Consider the following 18,671-nt stretch of genomic DNA (forward strand, 5'->3'; position numbering starts at 1 on the left):
GAACCGGCGGCGGCTGGACGGCGGCCCGACAGGGGCTCGACGGGTCTTCGGCGCGGGCAGGACCGGGGCTCCGCCGGGGCAGGACCGGGGCTCCGCCGGGGCCGGGCACCGGCCCGGCGACCGCACGGGAGGGGGCCCGGCGGGGGCCCGGCGGGACCCCGGCGGGGCTCCGCGCACGGGCTCGCGGGCACGCGCGGACGGGGGGCTGTGACATTTCCGGGCCCTCTGGCGCTGAGTAATACAGCGGGCCGGAACGGGCACCGCGACTGAGGCCGACGGCCGGAGCAGCTCCTGTGGGGGGTAGCGGCTCCGGCCGTCTTCTTTGTGCCGGTCAGGGCGGGACTGACACGTTTTCGAACCCCGCGGCGCTGTACGGATGTCAAGCGTGAGCGAACGTCCCACGCGAGAACCGAAGGGGCGGAATGTGAGTCCGCGTAGATCCCATGCGTACCGGCCGCTGAGCCTGCGCAGACGTGCCTGGCTGACCCTGGGCGCGGTCGTGCTCGGCGGCGCCGGCGTGATCACCGTCGCCGTGGCGGACCCCGGCTCCGGCTCCGGCGACCCGGCGGCGGCCGGGCTGGAGCCGCGCAAGCCGGCGGTGCACGGCGTCGACCTGACCGGTGACGGCGCCCGGAAGGAGGTGGACCGTACCGGGACCGAGCAGTTCTCCATGGTCGGCATCTCCTGGAGCAACGAGCGCCGCGACCTCGACGGCGCCGCCGAGGTGCGCACGCGCTCGGCCGAAACCGGCACCTGGAGCGACTGGCGCACCCTCAGCACGGACGGCGGCCCGTCCGCCGACGACCTGACCGCCGGCATGCGCGGCAGCACCGAGCCGCTCTGGGTCGGCCCGTCGGACGGCGTGGAGGCGCGGGTCGTACGCGAGGACGGCACCAGCACGCCGCTGCCCGCCGGCATGGAGGTCGCCCTCGTCGACCCCGGTGTCACGCAGGAGGAGGCCGACGAGGCGCAGGCCGCCGGCGTCGGCACCGAGGCGGGCACGGAGACGGCACCGGTCGCGCAGGCGGCCGCGGTGAGCGCGCCGGAGTCCGCCGCGGGTTGGTCCGCGTCCTCGTACGCCGCCGACATGGCCCCCGCGGCCGCGGTCACCCAGGCCGACCCCGGCCCGGCGCCCGACTCGCCCGTCACCCCGCCGCCGGTGATCCGCCGCGCCGGCTGGGGCGCCGACGAGTCGCTGGTCGAGGACCCGCCGACGTACAACCCCGACGGCATCAAGGCCGCGTTCGTGCACCACACCGCGCAGGCCGTGAACTACTCGTGCGCCGAGTCCGCCGCCTTCGTCCGCGGCATCTTCCTCATGCACGTGAACGAGAACGGCTGGAACGACGTCGGCTACAACTTCCTCGTCGACAAGTGCGGCCGCATCTTCGAGGGCCGCGCCGGCGGCATCGACCAGCCGGTGCTGGGCGCGCACACCCTCAACTTCAACAGCCACTCCACCGGCATCTCCGTCCTCGGCGACTACCACACCTTCGGCCACCCCTCGCAGCCCGCGCTGGAAGCCGTCTCGCGCATCGCCGCATGGAAGCTCGGCCAGTACGGCGTGAGCCCCACCGGCAGCACGTCGCTGACGCCCATGAAGCTCGACGCGGACGACAACTTCATCCCCGCCGGCGCCCCTAAGACCATCAAGAACATCGCCGGCCACAAGGACGGCAGGTTCCGCCCGGACGGCGCGGACGCGGACGTCAACGTCACCGCCTGCCCCGGCGACCGGCTGTACGCCAAGCTGGGCCAGATCCGCGCCCGCGCCGCCGCCCCCGGCGCCTCGCACGCCCTGCCCACCCGGGACTTCAACGGCGACGGCCGCGGCGACCTCGTCGCCGGCACCCCGCGGGCCAACGGCGGCGGGAAGACCGGCTCCGGCGCGGTGTTCGTCGTCCCCGGCGGCGAGAACGGCCCGGTGGCGAGCGCCAAGCGCAGCATCACCCAGAACAGCACCGGCGTGCCCGGCACGGCCGCGGCCGGCGACGCCTGGGGCACCGACACCGAGTGGGGCGACGTCAACAACGACGGCATCGCCGACCTCCTCGTGGGCGCCCCGAACAAGGACGACGCCACCGGCCACGCCGACGCCGGCGTGATCACCGTCCTGTACGGGCCGGGGCTCGACTCCGGGCAGAACCTCGTCCTCGGCGACGGCTTCTCGCCGACCGGCGCCAAGTTCGGCTCCGCGGTCGCCGCGGGCGACTTCGACGGCGACGGCCGTGACGAGGTGCTCGGCGTCGGCGCCGAGGCGTGGGCCACGCACGACCTGAACGGCAACGGCCGCGAGGGCTCGTTCCCGTACGAGACGGTGGGCTACCAGGACGCCGCCGTGGGCGACTTCAACCGCGACGGCTACGACGACGCGGCGATCACCTACCGCGACCCGAGCGGCAAGGCGCGCCTCGACATCCTGCGCGGCACCCCGGTCGGGCTGGACACCACCGCGAACCTCGGGGTGCCGGGCGGCCGCTCGGTGGCCACCGGGGACGTCACCGGCGACGGCTTCGCCGACCTCGTCGTCGGCCAGCCCTTCCCGGGCGAGTCGTCGGCCAACACCGGCGGCCAGGTGACGCTGCTGAAGGGCTCCGCGAACGGGCTGACCACGACCGGCAAGCAGATCGTCCACCAGGGCACCGGCTCGGTGCCGGGCGCGTCCGAGGCCGGCGACGCGATGGGCTTCTCCGTCGCCGTCGGCGACGTGGACGCCAACGGCTACGCCGACGTCCTCGCCGGCGTCTACCGCGAGGACATGACCCGCGACGGCGCCAACCGCGCCGACGCCGGCACGTCCCTGCTGCTGCGCGGCGGCTCCGCGGGGCTGTCGACGGCGTCCGGTTCGCCGAAGGCGTACCACCAGGACACCTCGGGGATCAGCGGCGTCAGCGAGAAGGGCGACCGGCTCGGCTCGTCGGTGGTGCTGGCGGACCTGTCCGGGTACGGGCGGGCCGACCTCGTCATCGGCGTGATCGGCGAGGACGCCTACGACGGCACGCTGCTCCAGCTCGACAGCGGCAGCCAGGGCGTATCGGCGTCGGGCGCCGTGTACTACGGCAAGTCCGCGCTGGGCACGCCCGCCGCGGGCCGGCTGGGGGTGGAACTGGCGCCGTGAGGCGCTGACACCCGGCACCTCCGCCGGCGAGGGGCCGTCCCGCGGAAGCCGGGCGGCCCCTCGTACGTACGCGCGGCGGCAGGTCCCGTACGGGCCGGGGTCCGCGGCGCACGGCCGCGGACCCGCGGCGTACGCGGCCGGGCCGCCCCTCCCCGTGCGCCCTCAGCCCCCGTCCCTCACCACCCGCGCCAGGTCCGCGAACTCCCCCCACGCCAGCCGCGGCTCGCGCGGATCCCACACCTTCTGCGCCAGCGCCGCCAGCGGCAGCCTGACGCCCTTCGCAATCTGCCCCGGTGTCTGGGCATCGGCGACGTCCCCCCACACCGCGAAACGGGCGCCCAGCACCTTCTCCGGCCCCGCCAGCCGCTTCGGCACCGGCCGGGTGCCGCGCAGCACCGCGGGAGTCCACTCCTCGTAGATCCGCTCGCCCGTGGGGTACGTGAAGTCGTTGGGCTCGCCCAGGACGTAGTACAGGTACTCGTCGTTGAGGTTGACCAGCCGGCGGCCGTCCTCCAGGAACGCCTGCGGGTCGCGCGCGAACGCCTCCTTGCCCGTCCAGTACTCGACCTCCCGGTCCCGGTCGGGGCCGGTCTTCGCGCCCGGGATGAAGCCGTCGTTCCACGCCTTGACCTTCTTGCCCTGCTTTTTGACCGTGTCCGCCCGCTCGTTGAGCCAGTCGGCGTTGAGGTCCGCAACGGCCGCGCCCGCGCCGTGGCGGTCGCGGGCGGCGGCTGCCAGGTGCGGGTAGCGGGCCTCGGGATCGCTGGACATCAGCGCGACGTACTCGTCCCCGCCGATGTGCATGTACGGGCCGGGGAAGAGCCGCGCGTACTCCGTCAGCAGGTCGTCCACGAGCCGGGCCGCGCGCGGCTTGGAGATGTCGATCGCCCCCTCCACCGGGGTGCCTTCGGGGGTCTTCAGCTGGAGGCCGGGGTGGGCGCCGAGGACGGCGCCGAGGTGGCCGGGGGAGTCGATCTCGGGGATGACCGTGATGTGCAGGTCGGCGGCGAGTTCGACGATGTCCCCGACCTCGGCCTTGGTGAGGTGCGGCTCGGAGACCACCTCGGGGTGGCTGTCGCTCTCGATCCGGAACGCCTGGTCGTCGGAGAGGTGGAGGTGGAGCTGGTTGAGCTTGAGGTCGGCCATCTCCCGGACGCGGTCGGACAGCCACGCGGCGCTGAAGTGCTTGCGGGCGATGTCGACCATGAACCCGCGCTGCGGCCGGTCGGGCCGGTCGTCGATGCGGCCGGGCGGTACGCCGCCGTCGGCGCGGGCGGCCTGGAGGAGGGTGCGGGTGCCGTAGAAGACGCCGGTGTCGGTGGCGGCGGTGACGGTGGCGCGGCCGTCGGCGACGTCGATGCGGTACGCCTCGGGGCCGCCGGCGCGGCCGGGTTCGACGCGGAGGCGGACGTCGCCCGGGAGCTGCCCGAGCGCGGTGCCCCCGCCGTCGTCGCCGTCCCCGTTCCCGTCGTCCCCGCCCCCGCTGCCGCCGTCGTCGTCCGCGTAGCGCATGCCGAGTTCGCCGGCGAGGCGCATGGACTCGTCGGTCAGCTCGGCGTCCTCGGCGACGACGCGGGCCCGCTCCGCGGGCCGCCAGCCGGTGCCCCCGGCGCGCTCCCAGGAGCGGACGGCGGGGATGGTGCGGGGGTCGGGGAGCGGCTTCGCGCGGTCGGCGCGGGACGCGTCGGTGCGGTCGCCTCCGGCGGTGGGCGCGGCCGTGCCGTCCTGCGCGCTGCGGTGGGCGGCGGCGCCGCGCTCGGGGCCGCCGTCGCCGTCCCCGCCGTCGAGTACGGGGCGCAGCGCGAGGAGGACGGCGGCGGTGGCCAGCGCGGTGGCCAGCGCCCAGTACAGCGCGCGCCGGGGGCCCCGCAGGGCGCGGAGCGGCCCGGCGGGGCGGCCGTCGGGCCTGCGGGCGTGCCGGCCGGCGGGGGACCGGCGCGGCGGGCGGGGCGTACGCGGCGGGAATCGCATGGGTGGGGACCTCCCGGGGGACCACGGCAGCGCGTGGGGTGATCAGGACTCCGTCGACTCGCTCCCGGCAAACCTCCTCATACGGGTGAACACTCGGCCGCCGCCACCGGAACGTTCGGTTCCGGCCGTTAGCGTGGCGCAGCGCTGTTCGACCGTAACCGTCCCCGGTGCGCCACCGCGCACCCGGCACGCCCCAGGGAGCCACCCTGCCGACACCCGCCCCCCGTGCGACCCGCGCCGCCCCTCCAGCCGCCGACCCCGTCCGCCTGGCGGACTTCAACGCGGCCCCCGCCCCGGACGCCGAGCAGGCGCTCCTCGGCTGCCTCGACGACCGGCACTGGGCCCGCCGCCTCACCGCCCACCGCCCGTACCCCGACCTCGACGCCCTGCTCGCCGCCGCCGACGAGGCCAGCTACGACCTGGCCCCCGGCGCCGTCGCGGGCGCGCTGACCGACGAGGCGACGGCCCTGCCCCCCGCCGCGGGCCCCGCCGAGCGGACGGCGCTGCGGGCGGCGCACGCCGCGTACGAGAGCCGCTTCGGCCACTGCTTCGTCCTGTGCCTCGACGACTGCCCCGAGGACGAGCGCCTGGACCGCACCCTGGCCGCCATCCGCACCCGCCTCGGCAACGAACCCGACGAGGAACGCCTCGTCGCCGCCGACGAACTCCGCCGCCGGGCCCGCGCCCGCCTCACCCGGCTCCTCGCCCCGGGTGCCGGGTTGCCCCGTACCTGACAACGGATTCGCGCCACGCGCCCCGCGGCGGAACCGGCCGCAAAAGGGGCGCAACCACCCGGATCTCCACGCCTGCCAGCGCCGTTAGGCCACGCGCGTGCCTGATTGATCACACCTGCACCCCCATGACCGGTGTGCCGACGCACCGTCGCTACGATGGCGAAGGCCGGAGGACCGTACCCGGCCGGGTCATGACCGACAGGCGGAACCCGAGCCCTGACGGCCGGCCCCCGATCAGTTTCCGGAGGGTTTTTCCGTGCCGGCTGGAACGCTCTACCGCGGCCGGGAAGGCATGTGGTCCTGGGTGGCGCACCGCGTCACCGGCGTCCTCATCTTCTTCTTCCTGTTCGTCCACGTCCTCGACACCGCCCTGGTGCGGGTGTCACCCGAGGCGTACGACGACGTGGTGGCCACGTACAAGACGCCGATCGTGTCGCTGCTGGAGTACGGGCTCGTCGCCGCCGTCCTCTTCCACGCACTCAACGGGCTGCGCGTCGTCGCCGTCGACTTCTGGTCGAAGGGCGTCCGGCTGCAGAAGCCGATGCTGTGGACCGTGGTCGGGATCTGGGCGGTGCTGATGGCCGGGGCGATCTATCCGGTGCTCGGCCACGCCGCGCGCGAGCTGTTCGGGAGCTGATGACCATGGCCACCTCCGACGTCGAGCTGACCGGCTCCACCGCCGCGTACTCCGCCGACAACCCCGCGCCGCTCATCGAGCCGCCCCGCGCCCGCACCCCGCGCACCGCCCGCTCCACCTCCCGAACCCGCACCAACTTCGAGCTGTACGGCTGGGTGTTCATGCGGCTGTCGGGGATCGTGCTCGCGGTCCTCGTCGTCGGCCACCTGCTGATCCAGCTGGTGCTGGACGGCGGTGTCAGCAAGGTCAGCTTCGCCTTCGTCGCCGGCCGCTGGGCGTCCCCGTTCTGGCAGGGTTGGGACCTGCTCATGCTCTGGCTCGCGATGCTGCACGGCGCCAACGGGCTGCGCACGGTCATCAACGACTACGCCGAGCGCGACGGCACCCGCTTCTGGCTGAAGATGCTGCTGTACGCCGCCACGGTCTTCACCGTCCTCCTGGGCACGTTGGTGATCTTCACCTTCGACCCGAACATCCGCTGACGCGGCGAAGAGGTTCCCCTCATGCAGATCCACAAGTACGACACCGTGATCGTCGGCGCGGGCGGCGCGGGCATGCGCGCCGCCATCGAGGCGACGAAGCGCAGCCGCACCGCCGTGCTGACCAAGCTGTACCCGACGCGCTCCCACACCGGCGCCGCGCAGGGCGGCATGGCCGCCGCCCTCGCGAACGTCGAGGAGGACAACTGGGAGTGGCACACGTTCGACACCATCAAGGGCGGTGACTACCTGGTCGACCAGGACGCCGCCGAGATCCTGGCGAAGGAGGCCATCGACGCGGTCCTCGACCTGGAGAAAATGGGCCTGCCTTTCAACCGCACCCCGCAGGGCCGCATCGACCAGCGCCGCTTCGGCGGCCACTCGCGCAACCACGGCGAGGCGCCGGTGCGGCGCGCGTGCTACGCGGCGGACCGCACCGGCCACATGATCCTGCAGACGCTCTACCAGAACTGTGTGAAGGAGGGCGTGGAGTTCTTCAACGAGTTCTACGTCCTCGACCAGCTCATCGTCGAGGTCGACGGGGTCAAGCGGTCGGCCGGCGTGGTCGCCTACGAGCTGGCGACCGGCGAGATCCACGTCTTCCAGGCCAAGGCCGTCGTCTACGCCTCGGGCGGCAACGGCAAGTTCTTCAAGGTCACCTCGAACGCCCACACCCTGACCGGCGACGGCCAGGCGTCGGTGTTCCGGCGCGGGCTGCCGCTGGAGGACATGGAGTTCTTCCAGTTCCACCCGACGGGCATCTGGCGGATGGGCATCCTCCTCACCGAGGGCGCGCGCGGCGAGGGCGGCATCCTGCGCAACAAGGACGGCGAGCGCTTCATGGAGAAGTACGCGCCCGTCATGAAGGACCTCGCCTCGCGCGACGTCGTCTCCCGTGCGATCTACACCGAGATCCGCGAGGGCCGCGGCTGCGGCCCCGAGGGCGACCACGTCTACCTGGACCTCACGCACCTGCCGCCGGAGCAGCTCGACGCGAAGCTGCCGGACATCACGGAGTTCGCGCGCACGTACCTGGGGATCGAGCCGTACACCGACCCGATCCCGATCCAGCCGACCGCGCACTACGCGATGGGCGGCATCCCCACCAACGTGCGCGGCGAGGTCCTGGCGGACAACACCACGGTCGTCCCCGGGCTGTACGCGGCCGGGGAGGTCGCCTGCGTCTCCGTGCACGGCGCCAACCGCCTGGGCACCAACTCGCTGCTCGACATCAACGTCTTCGGCCGCCGCGCGGGCATCGCCGCGGCGGAGTACGCGGCGACCGCGGACCACGTCGAACTGCCGGAGGACCCGGAGGCGTTCGTGGTCGGCGAGGTGGAGCGGCTGCGCGACGCCTCGGGCAGGGAGCGGGTGGCGGAGCTGCGGCGCGAGCTGCAGGAGACGATGGACAAGAACGTGATGGTCTTCCGCACGGAGCAGACCATCAAGGAGGCGGTCGAGAAGCTCGCGGAGCTGCGCGCGCGGTACAAGAACGTGAGCATCCAGGACAAGGGCCGGCGCTTCAACACCGACCTGCTGGAGGCGATCGAGCTGGGCAACCTGCTCGACCTGGCCGAGGTCATGGCGATCTCCGCGCTCGCCCGCAAGGAGTCCCGGGGCGGCCACTACCGCGAGGACTACCCGAACCGCGACGACGTCAACTTCATGCGCCACACCATGGCGTACCGCGAGGTCGGCGACGACGGCACGGAGACCGTCCGGCTCGACTACAAGCCGGTCGTGCAGACCCGCTACCAGCCGATGGAGCGTAAGTACTGATGGCAACACCCGTGATGGACAAGGTCGAAGCCGAGTCCCCCGAGCCGGCGGACTCCCCGTACATCACCGCGACGTTCCGCATCCGCAGGTTCAACCCGGAGGCGGCGGCGGAGGCGTACTGGGAGGACTTCCAGGTCGAGATCGACCCGAAGGAGCGGGTCCTCGACGCGCTGCACAAGATCAAGTGGGACATGGACGGCACGCTGACGTTCCGCCGCTCCTGCGCCCACGGCATCTGCGGCTCCGACGCGATGCGCATCAACGGCCGCAACCGGCTGGCGTGCAAGACCCTGATCAAGGACCTGGCACCGGAGAAGCCCATCACCGTGGAGCCGATCAAGGGCCTGACGGTGCAGAAGGACCTGATCGTCGACATGGAGCCGTTCTTCCAGGCGTACCGCGACGTGATGCCGTTCCTGGTCTCCCACGGCAACGAGCCGACGCGCGAACGCCTCCAGTCGGCGGCGGACCGCGAACGCTTCGACGACACGACGAAGTGCATCCTGTGCGCGGCGTGCACCAGTTCGTGCCCGGTCTACTGGAACGACGGCCAGTACTTCGGCCCGGCGGCGATCGTGAACGCCCACCGCTTCATCTTCGACAGCAGGGACGAGGCGGGTGAGCAGCGCCTGGAGATCCTGAACGACAGGGACGGGGTGTGGCGCTGCCGCACGACGTTCAACTGCACGGACGCATGCCCCCGCGGCATCGAGGTGACGAAGGCGATCCAGGAGGTGAAGCGGGCGCTGATCACGCGCCGCTTCTAGAAGCTTCACCCCCGGCCCCGGCCCCGGCCCCGCTCGCGGCGGACGCCTGGGCCGGGCGCAGCTCAGTCGTGAAGGTCCAGAACGACGCACAGCGCCGCGGAGACCCGTGCCATGGTCGCGTCCTCCACGGTGCCGAGGCAGGTCCCCGCGCGGATGCGTCGGGCCGTCAGGGACGTGCAGTCCACGGCGACCGCGGCGCCCTGCACGGGGGAGTCGATCGGGACGGTCACCACCGTGTCCGGGGCGCCCAGAGTTTCGTCGATCATCATGCAGACCGCGGTACCGGGGAACGCTTCCAGGGCGGCGTCGGCCTCGATGACGAGCACGGCTCCCGTCTTGGTGGCGAGTTGCACGCGCCAGACCTGACCGCGGGCGATGGTCACGCGATGTCCTCGCCGAACGCCTCTGTGATCTCTTCGACGTCACCGCTGGTGTCTCCGCGCCACCGGCTCACGGCATCGGCCGCCTCACGGAGGGCCTGGGCTCTTATGGCGCGTTCCACATACGCGGAGAGATTGCCGTGCGCTGCTGCCTTGGCCGTGGCGAGGAGGTCCGGGGGAAGCGTCACGGTGACCCGCTCACGTGTCTGCATACGCGGGATCATACTCAACGTGGTACTTCTGCGGTGACAGTTCGGTGCAGGGGCGGGTGTGGGGCGGACGACCGCGTCGTGTCGACCGCCCCGTGTGTCAGTCCAGCCGGTCCAGGATCAGCGGACCGCGCTCCACCGCCGCCCCCGCCGGGGCCACGTCGTACGCGGCCTCCAGGGCCTCCAGCGCCTCCGGGATCCGCTCCGCGGTGTCCGTGTGCAGCGTCAGCAGCGGCTGGCCCGCCGTGACCGGCGTGCCCGGCTTGGCGTGGAGTTCCACGCCCGCCGCCGCCTGGACCGGATCCTCCTTGCGGGCGCGGCCCGCGCCCAGGCGCCAGGCCGCCAGGCCCACCGCGTAGGCGTCCAGGCGCGTGAGGACGCCCGTCACCGGGGCCGGGACCGTGTGGGTCTCGCGGGCCGTCGGCAGCGGGGCGTCCGGGTCGCCGCCCTGGGCAGTGATCATGCGGCGCCACGCGTCCATCGCCGAGCCGTCCGCGAGCGCCGCCGCCGGGTCCGCGTCCGGCAGGCCCGCCGCCGCGAGCATCTCGGTGGCCAGCGCGAGCGTCAGCTCCACGACGTCCGCCGGGCCGCCGCCCGCCAGGACCTCCAGCGACTCGCGGACCTCCAGCGCGTTGCCGGCCGTGAGCCCCAGCGGCGTGGACATGTCGGTGAGCAGCGCCACGGTGCGCAGCCCGTGGTCGTTGCCCAGCCCCACCATCGTCGCGGCCAGTTCGCGCGCCGTGTCCAGGTCCTTCATGAACGCGCCGGAGCCGACCTTCACGTCCAGCACCAGCGCGCCCGTGCCCTCGGCGATCTTCTTCGACATGATCGAGGACGCGATGAGCGGGATCGACTCCACCGTCCCCGTCACGTCCCGCAGCGCGTACAGCTTGCGGTCGGCCGGCGCCAGGCCCGTGCCCGGGGCGCAGATCACGGCGCCGACGTCGCGCAGGATCGCCATCATCTCGTCGTTCGACAGCGACGCCCGCCAGCCCGGGACGGCCTCCAGCTTGTCGAGCGTGCCGCCGGTGTGGCCGAGGCCGCGGCCCGACAGCTGCGGCACCGCCGCCCCGCAGGCGGCGACCAGCGGCGCCAGCGGCAGCGTGATCTTGTCGCCGATGCCGCCCGTCGAGTGCTTGTCGGCGGTCGGGCGCGGCAGCGCGGTGAAGTCCATCCGCTCGCCGGAGGCGATCATTGCCGCGGTCCAGCGGGCGATCTCGTCGCGGTCCATGCCGTTGAGCAGTATGGCCATGGCGAGCGCGGACATCTGCTCGTCGGCGACCTCGCCGCGGGTGTACGCGGCCACGACCCAGTCGATCTGCTCGTCGGAGAGCCGCCGGCGGTCGCGCTTGGCGCGGATGACGGAGATGGCGTCCATCAGTTCTGCGTTCCTCCGGTCCGGGGCGTCTGGGAGTCCGACTTGTTCAGGGCGAGCGGGCCGAAGGCGTCGGGCAGCAGCTCCGACAGCGGCCGGATGCCGGACGGGGTGTCGAGCAGCAGCCCGGGCCCGCCGTGCTCGCTGAGCAACTGGCGGCACCGGCCGCACGGCAGGATGAGCTGCCCGTCGCCGTCGACGCAGGTGAAGTGGGTGAGCCGGCCGCCGCCGCTGAGGTGCAGCGCGGAGACGAGGCCGCACTCGGCGCACAGCGTGACGCCGTACGAGGCGTTCTCGACGTTGCAGCCGACGACCGTACGGCCGTCGTCCACCAGCGCCGCCGCGCCCACGGGGTACTGCGAGTACGGGGCGTACGCCCGGGACATCGCGTCCCGGGCCGCCCGCCGCAGCGCCTCCCAGCGCTCGGCCTCCTGCGCCGTCTCCGTCACGTGCTCTCTCCCCTTCGGTAGCGCTTGCCGATCCACTTCGGCACCCGCAGCCGCTGCGCGAACACCGCCAGCACCACCAGTGTGGTGACGTACGGCGTCGCCTCCACGACCTCGCGCGGCACCGTGTCCGTCGTCGCGTACAGCGCCCCGAGGAGCACCGCCGAGACGCCGGCGGCTATCGCCGCGCGGGTGCCGCCGCGCACGTACTTCCACACCGCGTACACCGCGAGCAGCACGGCCAGCAGCAGGAAGAGCGCGTGCACCGCCTCGCCGCCGCCGCGCAGCTGGAGGCTGTCGGTGAAGCCGAAGAGCCCGGCCGCCATCGCGGTGCCGCCGGGGCGCCAGTTGCCGAAGATCATCGACGCCAGGCCGATGTACCCGCGGCCGCCGGTCTGGCCCTCCAGGTAGATGTGGGTGAACGTGACCAGGAACGCCCCGCCGAGGCCGGCGAGCGCGCCGGAGACGGCCAGCGCCGCGTACTTGTACAGGTAGACGTTCACGCCCAGCGACTCGGCGGCCACCGGGTTCTCGCCGCAGGACCGCAGCCGCAGCCCGAACGCCGAGCGCCACAGCACGTAGTACGTGAGCACGAACAGCGCCGCCGCGACCAGGATCAGGTACGACACGTCGTTGGTGAGCCCGCCCAGGATCCCGGCGGTGTCGGAGACGAAGAACCAGTGTTTCTCCTCCAGGTCCCCGAGCCAGTCGGAGAGCCCGGGGACGGAGAACGTATGCATGTCGTCGACCTGCGGCGACTGCTTGTCCGTTCCGCCCGCCGCCAGCGCGTCCCCGTCCGCGAAGAAGATCTTCGCCAGGTACTGGGTCGTGCCCAGCGCGAGGATGTTGATCGCGACACCGGACACGATGTGGTCGACGCCGAACGTGACCGTGGCCATCGCGTGCACCAGGCCGCCCAGCGCCCCGCCGATCACCCCGGCGAGCGCGCCCGCCCACGGGCCGTGCTGCCAGCCGATCCAGCCGGCGAAGAACGTGCCGAGGATCATCATGCCTTCGAGGCCGATGTTGATCACGCCGGACCGCTCCGCCCACAGCCCGCCGAGGCCGGCCAGGCCGATCGGCACGGCGAGCGCGAGCGCGCCGCCGATCTGCGCGGAGGCGGTGAGGTTGGTGGTGTCGGTGAGGGCGCGGACGGCGGACAGCAGCAGCAGGCCGGCGGCGATCAGCAGGAGCACCTGCGGCAGGCCCAGCCGCCGCTTCCCGCCGTCGACCGGCGGCCGTCCGGCGGGCGCGACGGCGCCCGTCTTGGTCACCGTACTCATGCGCCGACCTCCGCCTTCTCGGTCTTGCGTGCCTGGGCCAGCTCCTCGCCGACGCGGCGCTGCTGGTCCCGCAGCGCCCAGCGGCGGACCACCTCGTAGGCGATGACGACGCAGAGCACGATGATGCCCTTGATGACCTCGACGATCTTCTGGTCGTAGCCCTCGAATTCGAGCTGCGTGCCGGTGCGCTCCAGGAAGGCCCAGAGCAGCGCGCCGAGCGCGATGCCGACGGGGTGGTTGCGGCCGAGGAGGGCGATGGCGATGCCGGTGAAGCCGACGCCGAGCGGGAAGTCGGTGCCGTAGTTGTACGACTCGCCGAGCAGCGTCGGCATCCCGACCAGGCCGGCGACGGCGCCGGAGAGCACCATGCTGGTGACGATCATGCGCTTGACGTCCACGCCGCTCGCGGCGGCGGCCGTCTCGGACTGGCCGACGCTGCGCAGGTCGAAGCCGAAGCGGGTGCGGTTGAGGATGAACCAGTAGAGGACGCCGGCGAGTACGGCGAAGACGACGAAGCCGTTGATGTCGCCGACCGACGTCTCGATCATGAAGATGCGGCTGGAGGACGGGAGGTTCGGGGTGTGGGTGAGGTTCCCGTCCTTCTCGCCGAGGCGGCCCGCGGTGAGGTAGTAGCCGATGACGGCGCCGGCGATCGAGTTGAGCATGATCGTCGTGATGACCTCGCTGACGCCGCGGGTGGTCCGCAGCACGCCCGCGATGCCCGCCCAGATCGCGCCGACGCCCATGGCGACCAGGATGATCAGCGGGATCTGGATGATGCCGGGCAGCGACAGCGCGCCGCCGACGGCCGCGGCGAAGAAGGCCGCGATGCGGTACTGGCCGTCGACGCCGATGTTGAAGAGGTTCATCCGGAAGCCGATGGCCACGGCCAGCGCCGAGAGGAAGAACATCGTCGACTTGTTGACGATGTAGATGGCGCTGCGGTCGGTCGTGCCGAACTCGATCATGACCTGGTAGGCCCTGAACGGGTCCTTCCCGGAGATCAGGATGATCACCGACGTCAGCACCAGCGCGGCGAAGACCGCGAGCACCGGGGCGCCGACCGCCGTGATCAGCTTGTCCCTGTCGAGGCGTTTCATCGCGTACGGCCTCCGCCCTGCCCGCCGTCGGCGGCACCGGGGGTGTCCGGCGCCGCGGGCTTGTCCACGACCGCGTCCCGCGCCGCCGTGTCGTCCTCCAGGTGGCCGCTCGCGGCGCCCGTCATCGCGCTCCCCAGCTCCTCCGGCGTGATCGCCGCCGGGTCGGCGTCGGCGACCAGCCGCCCGCGGTACATCACCCGCAGCGTGTCCGAGAGGCCGATCAGCTCGTCCAGGTCCGCCGAGATCAGCAGCACCGCGAGCCCCTCGCGGCGGGCCTCGCGGATCTGCTCCCAGATGTCCGCCTGCGCGCCCACGTCCACGCCGCGCGTGGGGTGTGCGGCGATGAGCAGCTTCGGCTGGTGGCTCATCTCCCGGCCGACGATCAGCTTCTGCTGGTTGCCGCCGGAGAGCGACGCGGCGGTCACGTCGATGCCGGGGGTGCGGACGTCGTACTCCTCGACGATCCGCTTGGTGTCCTTGCGGGCCGCGGCGGCGTCGATGAGCATGCCGCGGCTGTTGGGGCGTTCCGTGGTGTGGCCGAGGATGCGGTTCTCCCACAGCGGGGCCTCCAGCAGCAGGCCGTGCCGCTGGCGGTCCTCGGGGATGTAGCCGATGCCGCTCTCGCGGCGCTTGCGGGTGGCGGCGTGGCTGATGTCCGCGCCGTCCAGCACGATGCTGCCGTCGTCCGGGTCGCGCAGCCCCATGATGGCCTCGACCAGTTCGGACTGGCCGTTGCCCTCCACGCCGGCGATGCCCAGCACCTCGCCCTTGTGGATGGTGAAGGAGATGCGGTCCAGCACCTCGCGCGGTACGCCGTCGGCGTCGACGGCCGTCAGGTGCAGATCGCCGACCCGCAGCATGGGTATGTCCGTGACCGTCGACTCGCGGGTCTCGGGGGTCGGCAGCTCGCTGCCCACCATCAGCTCGGCGAGCTGCTTGGACGTGACGTCCGCGGGCTTGACGGAGGCGACCGTCGTGCCGCGCCGGATGACGGTGATGTCGTCGGCGACGGCGAGGACTTCGCCGAGCTTGTGCGAGATGAACAGCACGGTCAGGCCCTCGGCCTTCAGCCCGCGCAGGTTGTCGAAGAGCGCGTCGACCTCCTGCGGGACGAGGACGGCGGTGGGCTCGTCGAGGATGAGCGTACGGGCGCCGCGGTAGAGGACCTTGAGGATCTCCACCCGCTGCCGGTCGGCGACCCCGAGGTCCTCGACCAGCACGTCGGGGCGGATGCCGAGGCCGTACGCCTCCGACAGCTCCCTGATCTTCGCGCGCGCCGCGTCGCCGATGCCGTGCAGCTTCTCGCTGCCCAGGACGGTGTTCTCCAGCACGGTCAGGTTGTCGGCGAGCATGAAGTGCTGGTGCACCATGCCGATGCCGCGCGCGATGGCGTCGGCGGGGCTGGCGAACGTGACCTGCGTGCCGTCGAGCGTGATGGTGCCCTCGTCCGGCTTCTGCATGCCGTAGAGGATCTTCATCAGCGTGGACTTGCCGGCCCCGTTCTCGCCGACGAGGGCGTGCACGGTGCCGCGGCGCACGGTGATGTCGATGTTGTGGTTGGCCACGACGCCCGGAAAGCGTTTCGTGATGCCGTGGAGCTCGACGGCCGCGGCGCCGGCGGGCGGGTCCGCTGCCGTGGAGCTGCTGCTGGGGGCTGTGATGGCGCACACTCCTCGTCGAGGGCGGTGGATGCGGGGCGGCGGACGTACCGAAGCGCCGTACGGACGGCGCGAGTTACGTGACGCGAGTTACGGCATATCACGCTACGCGCGTAGTCCGGAGGCAGATGCGCGGGGTCCGGTGGACGGCCGGCTCGCACCGTCCTCCGGACCCCGTGACACGTACCGTGCTCAGGGAGTGTCGCTGACCTTGATCTCGCCGTCGGCGATCTTCTGCTTGGCCGCGTCGATCTCGCCCTGGACGTCCTCGATGAACCCGCCGGAGGTGGCGAGGCTCACGCCGTCGTCCTTGAGCGCGAAGGCGGTGTCGCCGGTGAGCGGCTTCCCGTCCTCGACGCTCTTGATCACGTCGTAGACGGCGACGTCCACGTTCTTGACCACCGAGGTCATGATCGAGTCCTTGTAGTCCGCCAGCGCCTTGTCGCGGAACTGGTCGGAGTCCACGCCGATCGCCCACGCGCCGTCCTGCGCGGCCACGGCCTCGATCGAGCCCGTGCCGGACAGGCCCGCGGCGCTGTAGATGATGTCCGAGCCCGAGTCGAGCATGCCCTCGGCGCTGCTCTTGGCGCGCAGCGGGTCCTGGAAGCCCTTGATGTCGGTCTCGTAGAGGTACTTGACGTCGATCTCGGTGTCGGGCTTGGTGTCCTTGACGCCCTGGACGAAGCCGGCCTCGAACTTCTTGATCAGGTTGTTGTGCACGCCGCCTATGAAGCCGACCTTGCCGGTCTTGGTCTTCAGCGCGGCGGCCACGCCCGCCAGGTACGAGCCCTCGTGCTCGGCGAAGGTGACGCCGGCCACGTTCTTCGCCTGCGACGCCTCGTCGATCACGGCGAACGTCGTGTCGGGGAAGTCCTTGGCGACCTTGTTGACGGACTTGCCGTACGCGAAGCCGACCCCGATCACCGGGTTGTAGCCCGCCTCGGCGAGGGAGGTCAGACGCTGCTCGCGGTCGGCCTCGGTCTCGCCGTCGCGGGCGGTCAGCTCCTTGCCGCCGAGGTCGAACTCCTTCTTGGCCTTGTCGTACCCGCGGGCCGCCGACTCGTTGAAGGAGGCGTCAGAGCGGCCGCCGACGTCGAACGCGAGGCCGACGCCCTTGTCGCTGCTGCCGCTGTCGCTGCTGCACGCAGCACTGGTGAAAGCGAGAGCCGCGGTTGCCACGCCCGCGGCGGCGATCTTGGTTACCCGGCGCAAGAGGACTTCCCCTTCGTCTTGGCGAAGCGCCTCTTTCCGGCGCTGCTTCGGGGGCATCGTAACGCGCGTAGAACAAGCTGTACCTCCGGCAACGAACCCGTTACCGGATCGTCTCCGCGCCGGTGCCTTCGGCGGTGCGCGCGAGCCCGGCACCTATCCGCTGACCAGTCGGTTCACCGCGTACGGGACCGCCGGCGGGAGTGCGTGCACGGACCGTCGCGCGGGGTTCCGTCCGCGCCCGGTCGTGCGCTGCCGTGCGGGTCGCCGCGGTGGCCAGGCGAGTGGCGTGAATTGTGATGCCCGTGACACCGGTGAGGGCGGTGAGGCCGAGGACGACGACACCGTTCCAGCCGACCGCGTGGAAGGCGACCGCGCCGACGGTGGCGCCCGCGCTGTTCCCGACGTAGTACGCGACCTGGTAGAGCGCCGACGCCTGCGCCTTGCCGGTCTTCGCCGCGTGGCTGACGGAGGCCGAGGCGACCGCGTGCCCGGCGAAGAAGCCCGCGGTGAGCAGCACGAGCCCGGCCAGCACCGCGGCCAGGGAGTCGCCGATCGTCAGCAGCAGCCCCGCGGCGGTGGTGCCGGCGGCCGCGTACAGGGTGCCGCGGCGGCCGAGGCGGGCGACGAGCCGGCCGGCGGCGGCGGAGGAGCCGGTGCCGACGAGGTAGATGACGAAGACCGAGCCGATGAGGCCCGCGGACAGGCCGAAGGGCTCGCCGGCCAGCCGGTAGCCGATCATCGTGTAGACCGAGCCGAAGACGGTCATGAACAGCAGCCCGATCGCGTACAACCGGCGCATCAGCCCGTCGGAGAGATGGCCGCGTACGGTGCGCGCCAGCGCCCGCGGCGCCAGCGGGGCGGCGGTGAAGTGCCGGGCGCGCGGCAGCAGTACGCGGAAGGCGGCCGCGCAGAGCACGGCCAGCACGGCGACGGTGGCCAGGGCCGCGCGCCAGCCCCAGGCGTCGGCCGTCCAGCCGGTGATGATGCGCCCGGCCATGCCGCCGATGCTGTTGCCCGCGACGAACAGCCCCACGGCGCCGATCACCGCCCGGGCCCGCAACTCCTCGGCGATGAACGCGATGGCCGACGCCGGGATCCCGGCGATCGCCGCGCCCTGGAGCGTACGCAGCGCGATGAGCGAACCCAGGTCCGGCGCGAACGGCATCGCGAGGCCCAGCAGCACGGCCGCCGTCAGCGACCACGTCATCGTCCGCTGCCGGCCGAACCGCTCGGAGACGGCGCTCAGCGGCAGCACGGCCAGCGCGAGCGCGGCGGTGGTGGCGGAGACGGTCCAGCTGGCCGCGCCCGGGCTGACGCCGAGGTCGGCGGAGATGGCGGGCAGCAGGGCCTGGGTGGAGAACAGGAGGGTGAAGGTGGCGACGCCGGCGGCGAACAGGGCGAGGAGCACGCGCCGGTAGCCGGGCTCGCCGGGGGCGTGCTGGGGAAGGGCGCTCACATGGGGCGTAAGCGCCCCGGTATCGGAGGGCATGACAAGGAACGTACGGCTCCCGCGCTCATGCGTC

16 protein-coding genes are annotated in these 18,671 nt (G+C 72.5%); 6 read left to right on the plus strand and 10 right to left on the minus strand.

Features of this window, described 5'->3' with window-relative positions:
• Nucleotides 1-424 precede the first annotated feature (424 nt).
• Nucleotides 425-3,118, plus strand: a complete 2,694-nt coding sequence (locus LG396_RS14725; protein ID WP_225795116.1) for an N-acetylmuramoyl-L-alanine amidase — start codon at nt 425-427, stop codon at nt 3,116-3,118.
• Between the two features lie 162 nt (nt 3,119-3,280).
• On the opposite strand, the gene LG396_RS14730 is transcribed toward LG396_RS14725, so the two are convergent.
• A complete protein-coding gene (locus LG396_RS14730; protein WP_225795117.1) occupies nt 3,281-5,089 on the minus strand; it encodes a beta-N-acetylhexosaminidase in 1,809 nt (602 codons plus the stop codon).
• 167 nt (nt 5,090-5,256) lie between these two features.
• Between LG396_RS14730 and LG396_RS14735 the strand changes: the two genes are divergently transcribed.
• The 5 genes from LG396_RS14735 (at nt 5,257) to LG396_RS14755 (ending at nt 9,485) form a co-directional block, all read left to right on the plus strand.
• Nucleotides 5,257-5,823 (plus strand): 2-oxo-4-hydroxy-4-carboxy-5-ureidoimidazoline decarboxylase, encoded by a 567-nt coding sequence (locus LG396_RS14735; protein WP_225795118.1) that lies wholly within the window; start codon nt 5,257-5,259, stop codon nt 5,821-5,823.
• 256 nt (nt 5,824-6,079) lie between these two features.
• Complete coding sequence (sdhC, locus tag LG396_RS14740; protein ID WP_026276069.1) at nt 6,080-6,460, plus strand: succinate dehydrogenase, cytochrome b556 subunit; 381 nt, start codon at nt 6,080-6,082, stop codon at nt 6,458-6,460.
• Nucleotides 6,460-6,942 (plus strand): succinate dehydrogenase hydrophobic membrane anchor subunit, encoded by a 483-nt coding sequence (locus LG396_RS14745; protein WP_018834678.1) that lies wholly within the window; start codon nt 6,460-6,462, stop codon nt 6,940-6,942. The genes sdhC and LG396_RS14745 overlap by 1 nt, the downstream gene beginning before the upstream one ends.
• 21 nt (nt 6,943-6,963) lie before the next feature.
• On the plus strand, nt 6,964-8,718 hold the full coding sequence (gene sdhA / locus LG396_RS14750) for a succinate dehydrogenase flavoprotein subunit (RefSeq protein WP_018842596.1): 1,755 nt from the start codon (nt 6,964-6,966) through the stop codon (nt 8,716-8,718).
• Complete coding sequence (locus tag LG396_RS14755; protein ID WP_037740275.1) at nt 8,718-9,485, plus strand: succinate dehydrogenase iron-sulfur subunit; 768 nt, start codon at nt 8,718-8,720, stop codon at nt 9,483-9,485. Before sdhA ends, LG396_RS14755 begins: the two co-directional genes overlap by 1 nt.
• 62 nt (nt 9,486-9,547) lie before the next feature.
• Here LG396_RS14755 and LG396_RS14760 read toward each other — a convergent pair whose 3' ends face one another.
• The 9 genes from LG396_RS14760 to LG396_RS14800 form a co-directional block, all read right to left on the minus strand.
• The gene (locus tag LG396_RS14760; protein WP_225795119.1) at nt 9,548-9,868 is read right to left on the minus strand and encodes a type II toxin-antitoxin system PemK/MazF family toxin; all 321 of its coding nucleotides are present in this window, start codon (nt 9,866-9,868) and stop codon (nt 9,548-9,550) included.
• Complete coding sequence (locus LG396_RS14765) at nt 9,865-10,077, minus strand: type II toxin-antitoxin system CcdA family antitoxin (RefSeq protein WP_199850161.1); 213 nt, start codon at nt 10,075-10,077, stop codon at nt 9,865-9,867. Before LG396_RS14765 ends, LG396_RS14760 begins: the two co-directional genes overlap by 4 nt.
• A gap of 97 nt (nt 10,078-10,174) precedes the next feature.
• On the minus strand, nt 10,175-11,452 hold the full coding sequence (locus tag LG396_RS14770) for a thymidine phosphorylase (RefSeq protein WP_225795120.1): 1,278 nt from the start codon (nt 11,450-11,452) through the stop codon (nt 10,175-10,177).
• The gene (locus tag LG396_RS14775) at nt 11,452-11,898 is read right to left on the minus strand and encodes a cytidine deaminase (protein WP_225795121.1); all 447 of its coding nucleotides are present in this window, start codon (nt 11,896-11,898) and stop codon (nt 11,452-11,454) included. The genes LG396_RS14770 and LG396_RS14775 overlap by 1 nt, the downstream gene beginning before the upstream one ends.
• Nucleotides 11,895-13,178 (minus strand): ABC transporter permease, encoded by a 1,284-nt coding sequence (locus LG396_RS14780; RefSeq protein WP_037740281.1) that lies wholly within the window; start codon nt 13,176-13,178, stop codon nt 11,895-11,897. Before LG396_RS14780 ends, LG396_RS14775 begins: the two co-directional genes overlap by 4 nt.
• Nucleotides 13,175-14,278, minus strand: coding sequence for an ABC transporter permease (locus LG396_RS14785; protein WP_018834668.1), 1,104 nt, complete (start codon nt 14,276-14,278; stop codon nt 13,175-13,177). Before LG396_RS14785 ends, LG396_RS14780 begins: the two co-directional genes overlap by 4 nt.
• A complete protein-coding gene (locus tag LG396_RS14790; RefSeq protein WP_372483506.1) occupies nt 14,275-15,948 on the minus strand; it encodes an ABC transporter ATP-binding protein in 1,674 nt (557 codons plus the stop codon). Before LG396_RS14790 ends, LG396_RS14785 begins: the two co-directional genes overlap by 4 nt.
• A gap of 180 nt (nt 15,949-16,128) precedes the next feature.
• Entirely contained in the window at nt 16,129-17,148 is a 1,020-nt protein-coding gene (locus LG396_RS14795) for a BMP family lipoprotein (protein WP_225795122.1), read from the minus strand.
• A 100-nt stretch (nt 17,149-17,248) separates the two neighbouring features.
• On the minus strand, nt 17,249-18,637 hold the full coding sequence (locus LG396_RS14800; protein ID WP_225795123.1) for an MFS transporter: 1,389 nt from the start codon (nt 18,635-18,637) through the stop codon (nt 17,249-17,251).
• Nucleotides 18,638-18,671: the final 34 nt, after the last annotated feature.

Source organism: Streptomyces aculeolatus, assembly GCF_020400605.1.
In the GTDB taxonomy this organism is placed as follows: Bacteria; Actinomycetota; Actinomycetes; order Streptomycetales; family Streptomycetaceae; genus Streptomyces; species Streptomyces aculeolatus.

Excerpts from the sequence above, each read along its gene's own strand:
- LG396_RS14730 (WP_225795117.1), bottom strand. The coding sequence starts at position 5,089 with ATGCGATTCCCGCCGCGTACGCCCCGCCCGCCGCGCCGGTCCCCCGCC.
- LG396_RS14745 (WP_018834678.1), top strand. The coding sequence starts at position 6,460 with ATGACCATGGCCACCTCCGACGTCGAGCTGACCGGCTCCACCGCCGCG.
- sdhA (WP_018842596.1), top strand. The coding sequence starts at position 6,964 with ATGCAGATCCACAAGTACGACACCGTGATCGTCGGCGCGGGCGGCGCG.
- LG396_RS14755 (WP_037740275.1), top strand. The coding sequence starts at position 8,718 with ATGGCAACACCCGTGATGGACAAGGTCGAAGCCGAGTCCCCCGAGCCG.
- LG396_RS14765 (WP_199850161.1), bottom strand. The coding sequence starts at position 10,077 with ATGCAGACACGTGAGCGGGTCACCGTGACGCTTCCCCCGGACCTCCTC.
- LG396_RS14770 (WP_225795120.1), bottom strand. The coding sequence starts at position 11,452 with ATGGACGCCATCTCCGTCATCCGCGCCAAGCGCGACCGCCGGCGGCTC.
- LG396_RS14780 (WP_037740281.1), bottom strand. The coding sequence starts at position 13,178 with ATGAGTACGGTGACCAAGACGGGCGCCGTCGCGCCCGCCGGACGGCCG.
- LG396_RS14785 (WP_018834668.1), bottom strand. The coding sequence starts at position 14,278 with ATGAAACGCCTCGACAGGGACAAGCTGATCACGGCGGTCGGCGCCCCG.
- LG396_RS14800 (WP_225795123.1), bottom strand. The coding sequence starts at position 18,637 with ATGCCCTCCGATACCGGGGCGCTTACGCCCCATGTGAGCGCCCTTCCC.